This is a genomic window from Shinella sp. SUS2, assembly GCF_001262505.1.
Taxonomy (GTDB): Bacteria; Pseudomonadota; Alphaproteobacteria; order Rhizobiales; family Rhizobiaceae; genus Shinella.
Genome location: NZ_KQ410811.1, coordinates 1 through 2819, shown reverse-complemented (window position 1 = coordinate 2819; position 2819 = coordinate 1). Strand labels below are relative to the sequence as shown.

Genomic DNA, 2819 nt, shown 5'->3' with positions numbered 1-2819 from the left:
CCTCCGGTTTGCACCAGAGATTCAGATTCACCCCACTTTGGGAAGGCTAAAGAGTCGAAGTCAGCGAGGCGGCGTATTAGCTACAAGACGCTGCGCAAGCTGGTGCCATATCTCTACGTGACGCCGGCCACGCTCCTGCTGGTCCTCCTGATGCTCTTTCCGATGGTAATGGTTCTGCGCTACTCGCTGATGGACGGCGCCATCATGAAGCCGGACGCCGCCTTCGCGGGGCTCCAGAACTACATCGCCATCTTCCAGAACCCGGTCTTCTGGCAGTCCTTGTACCAGACGATCTACTTCACCGTGATGAGCGTGGTCTTCCACTTCATCCTCGGCCTTGCTTTCGCACTGCTGCTCAACACCGATCGTGTCGATCCGCTGATCCGCAGCATCCTGCGCGTGCTCTTCATTCTTCCCTGGCTGTTCACCGCCGTGATCATCGCCATCATCTGGCGCCTGCTGCTCGATCCGAACGGTGTCGTCAACAGCGTGCTGATGGCGCTGCGGATCATCGACTTCAAGGTGGAGTGGTTTTCCTCGACCAGCACGGCCATTCACGCGCTGACATTCGCAAACATCTGGGCAGGATACCCGCTCTTCATGGTCAGCCTGCTCGCCGGCCTCCAGGGCATTCCAAAGGAACTTTACGAGGCGGCCGGCATCGATGGCGCCAATGAATTGCAGAAGTTCTGGTACATCACCATTCCGCAGCTGATGCCCATCATCATCAGCATCTCGTTGCTCGATTTCATCTGGACCATGCAGGTCTTCCCGCTTGTCTGGATGACCACCGGCGGCGGCCCGATCTATGCGACGGAAATGCTGTCCACCTTCACCTACAAGCTGGCCTTCGCCCAATATGAATTCTCACTGGCCTCGGCGAGTGCCATCGTCATCCTCCTCATCTCGATGAGCGTGACGTATTTTTACATCAAGCACCAGCAGCGCAGGTAGTCGGTCATGGCAAAGCGTTCCTTCAAAAACTCGATCCTGCCGACGGCCCTCACCTATCTCGGCCTTGCGGTCGGCCTGGTCTTCGCCGCCTTCCCGATCGTCTGGATGTTCTTCAGTTCGCTGAAATCCAACACGGAGATTTTCGCCCTGCCGCCACGGTTGCTGCCGGACGACTTCACGATTTCGGCCTACCTGACGATCTTCAATGATCCGACGAAGGTGCGCTTCTTCATCAACAGCTACTTCGTTGCCGGTGTCGTGACGGCTCTGACGCTCTTCATCGCGATCCTTACCGCCTACGCCTTCAGCCGCTACTCGTTCCGTTTCAAGAGCACCCTGAACATCTTCATCATCAGCACGCAGACCGTGCCGCCGATTACCCTCCTCATCCCCTATTTCGGCATGGTGGTCGCCTTCCGGATCTTGGACACCTATCTTGCACTGATCCTGACCTATCTGGTCTTCACGCTTCCCTATGCGGTCCTGCTCATGACAGGCTATCTGAACACCTTGCCCAAGGAACTCGACGAAGCCGTTCTGGTTGACGGCGGCTCCAGTTGGACGGCGCTGTGGCGGGTGATCGTTCCTGTGTCGATCCCCGGTATCGTGGCGACGGCAGTCTATACGTTCCTGCTTGCATGGAACGAGTTTCTCTTCGCGCTCACCCTGACCAAGTCCATGGATTTGCGCACCGTACCGATCGGGATCCAACTCCTCATGGGGCAGCACGCCTTCGAGTGGAACGAGATGATGGCCATGAGCGTGCTCGGATCACTCCCGCTGCTCGTGCTGTATCTGGTTGCCCAGCGCTACTTCCTCGCGGGCATGACGGCAGGCTCCGTCAAGAGCTGAGGCCTGCGCAAACAACGGGAAGACCGGAGCTTCAACGCGGCGCAGAAATCGCGCGTCACGATGCTGCTCCCGGCCGCCGCAGGAAAATGGCGAGAACGATGAGAGCGGCGGCCGACACAAGCGCAACGATATAGATCTGCTGGAACGAGCCGCTTTCGTCCTTGAGGACGCCGCCGAGAAAATTCCCGGTCATGGCACCCAGCCCGAGCATGACATTTCCCATGCCAAAAATCAGGGCTGTGGCCCTGGTCGGATAGGCCAGGCTCACATAGGCGGGAATGAGGCCGAAAATCGCGTTGAAGGCCAGCCCGAACAGGGCGGCCCCCAGATAGATCACCACAAGGCTCCGGTGATCGGCAAAGGCTGCGAAAGAGACGCCCAGCAGAAGATAGGCAAGGACCAGGGCTTTCTTCACCGTTATCTTGTCCGCAAGGATACCCATGAGGAATCCGCCGAACATGCCGATGAAACCGATCACCTTCCAGACGTCTCCTGCCGCGTCGATGCCATGGCCAAGCTCATCGCGAACGAAGGCGACAAGATAGTTCTGCGCCGGCATGCAAGAAAAGCCGTTCAGAAACATCATGGCGGGAACCGTGAGATAGGCAGGCTGCGCCAGCGTGCGCAAATCCATGCGCTCCATGGCGCTTCCGGCGGCGCCACGCATCCCGGCAGTCTTTTCCAACCCTGCCAGACGATACCAGCCCCACACGAACAGCAGGCCTGTGAGGGCTGCGACAAAAAACCAGACCGACTGCCAGCCATAGGCCGGCAGCAGGACTGGGATGGCAGACCCGTTGACGAAGACACCGTAGGCCGTACCCGACGACATGAGACCGAGGGCTTTTCCCTGATGTGCTTCCGGAATGAGGGCCTTGGCGACCACGACCATCGGCACCCAGACCGAAGCCGACGCCGCACCGGTAAAGAACAAAGTGAGAGCGGCGGTGGAAAAGTCGGCCACGGTAGCGGCGGAATAGTCCAGCCGCGGGCGGAGTAAAAACCGGCCACCT

General features: G+C 58.9%; 3 protein-coding genes. 2 read left to right on the top strand and 1 reads right to left on the bottom strand.

Features of this window, described 5'->3' with window-relative positions:
* Nucleotides 1-75: 75 nt before the first annotated feature.
* Both AKG11_RS33315 and AKG11_RS33310 read left to right on the top strand, forming a co-directional pair.
* Complete coding sequence (locus AKG11_RS33315) at nt 76-954, top strand: carbohydrate ABC transporter permease (RefSeq protein WP_050747129.1); 879 nt, start codon at nt 76-78, stop codon at nt 952-954.
* 6 nt (nt 955-960) lie between these two features.
* Nucleotides 961-1806 (top strand): carbohydrate ABC transporter permease, encoded by an 846-nt coding sequence (locus tag AKG11_RS33310; protein WP_050747128.1) that lies wholly within the window; start codon nt 961-963, stop codon nt 1804-1806.
* A gap of 55 nt (nt 1807-1861) precedes the next feature.
* Here AKG11_RS33310 and AKG11_RS33305 read toward each other — a convergent pair.
* On the bottom strand, nt 1862-2819 hold a 958-nt coding region (locus AKG11_RS33305), incomplete at its 5' end, for an MFS transporter (RefSeq protein ID WP_050747127.1).

Coding starts and splice junctions, on each gene's coding strand:
- AKG11_RS33310 (WP_050747128.1), top strand. CDS start 961: ATGGCAAAGCGTTCCTTCAAAAACTCGATCCTGCCGACGGCCCTCACC.